Source organism: Bradyrhizobium sp. P2_E8, from assembly GCF_056403875.1.
Genome location: NZ_JBFUES010001243.1, coordinates 1 through 1,899, shown reverse-complemented (window position 1 = coordinate 1,899; position 1,899 = coordinate 1). Strand labels below are relative to the sequence as shown.

The window sequence follows — 1,899 nt, the reverse complement described above, 5'->3', positions numbered from 1 at the left end:
GCTTTGAGGTCTCCTCGACCTCGGGCTTGGCGACGATGCGCAAGGGCGTCGCGCGCCGCCGGTGCTGGCGGGTCGCCTCGCTGATCAGATCGACATATTCAGGCTTGTTGGCCATGAGGCGTGTCCTCGCGAAGCCGTCGCGAGGACACAATGTCGGCGCTGCCGCTTAACAGCCGCTTGCCGCTTTAGCTCAAATTGCGGGGAGCAGCTTAGCGCCACTCCCGGACGTCGACGAAGTGGCCCGCGATCGCCGCTGCGGCCGCCATCGCCGGCGACACCAGATGCGTGCGGCCCTTGAAGCCCTGGCGGCCCTCGAAATTGCGGTTCGAGGTCGAGGCGCAGCGCTCTTCCGGCTTGAGCTTGTCCGGGTTCATGGCAAGGCACATCGAGCAGCCCGGCTCGCGCCACTCGAAGCCGGCCTTGATGAAGATCTTGTCCAGACCCTCAGCCTCGGCCTGCTCCTTCACGATGCCCGAGCCCGGCACCACCATGGCGTTGACGCTGGCGGAGACCTGCTTGCCTTCCGCGATCTTGGCGGCGGCGCGTAGGTCTTCGATGCGGCCGTTGGTGCAGGAGCCGATGAAGACGCGATCGAGCTTGATGTCGGTGATCTTCGTCCCCGCGGTCAGGCCCATGTACTTCAAGGCGCGGTGCTTGGAGAGACGCTTGGCCTCGTCCGCGATCTTGTCGGGATCGGGCACGATGCCGGTCACCGAGATGACGTCCTCGGGGCTGGTGCCCCAGGTCACGATCGGCGGCAGCTTTGCAGCGTCGAGGCGCAGTTCGTGGTCGAAATGCGCGCCTTCGTCGGAGCGCAGTTTCTCCCAGTAGCGCATCGCCGCGTCCCAGGCCGCGCCCTTCGGCGCCTTGGGGCGGTCACGCAGGAAGTCGTAGGCCTTCTGGTCGGGCGCGACGAGGCCGGCGCGGGCGCCGCCCTCGATCGACATGTTGCAGACCGTCATGCGGCCTTCCATGCTGAGCGCGCGGATCGCGTCGCCGGCGTATTCCAGCACGTAGCCGGTGCCGCCCGCGGTGCCGATCTCGCCGATGATGGCGAGGATGATGTCCTTGCCGGTCACGCCGTCAGGCAATTTGCCGTCGACGGTGACGCGCATGTTCTTGGCCTTCTTCTGGATCAGCGTCTGCGTCGCCAGCACGTGCTCGACCTCGGAGGTGCCGATGCCGTGCGCGAGCGCGCCGAACGCGCCATGCGTCGAGGTGTGGCTGTCACCGCAGACGATGGTGGTGCCGGGCAGGGTAAAGCCCTGCTCGGGGCCGATGACGTGGACGATGCCCTGGCGCTTGTCGAACTCGTTGTAATATTCGATGCCGAATTCCTTGGCGTTGTCGGCCAGTGCCTTGATCTGCTCGATGCTCTCCGGATCGGGATTCGGCTTGGAGCGGTCGGTGGTCGGCACGTTGTGGTCGACGACCGCGAGCGTCTTTTCCGGCGCATGAACCTTGCGCCCGGTCGCGCGCAGGCCTTCGAACGCCTGCGGTGAGGTCACCTCGTGCACCAGATGGCGGTCGATATAGAGCAGGCAGGTGCCGTCGTCGGCTTCGTGCACCAGATGGTCGTTCCAGATCTTGTCGTACAATGTGGTCGGCTTGGACATGAGCTTGAGCTCCGGGAATGTGTGTCAGCGAAGAGCGCGGGTGGCGCGCGGGCAACAAAATCGTCAGCGCAGCTTTTAGGCTGCGCGCGTAAGCTCTGACGTTGCCGAGGTCGCGAAGCGTCCGAAGAACCGGCCAGGCAGCCGCGAGCGATCGTCGATGACGATGCGCTTGACGGGGGCGAGGCTGGTCAGATCTGGAAACATTCTAGAAGCTATATAGCATGCAGCGGTAAAAGCGCGAGTGCTTCAAGTTCGTCATTGCGAGCGCAGCGAAGCAATCCAG

The 1,899-nt window shown here is 64.9% G+C and carries 1 protein-coding gene; it reads right to left on the bottom strand.

The genetic code is table 11. From position 1 onward, the window contains the following. Nucleotides 1–209 precede the first annotated feature (209 nt). The gene (gene leuC, locus AC1D00_RS39110) at nucleotides 210–1,616 is read right to left on the bottom strand and encodes a 3-isopropylmalate dehydratase large subunit (protein WP_135179256.1); all 1,407 of its coding nucleotides are present in this window, start codon (nucleotides 1,614–1,616) and stop codon (nucleotides 210–212) included. Nucleotides 1,617–1,899 lie beyond the last annotated feature (283 nt).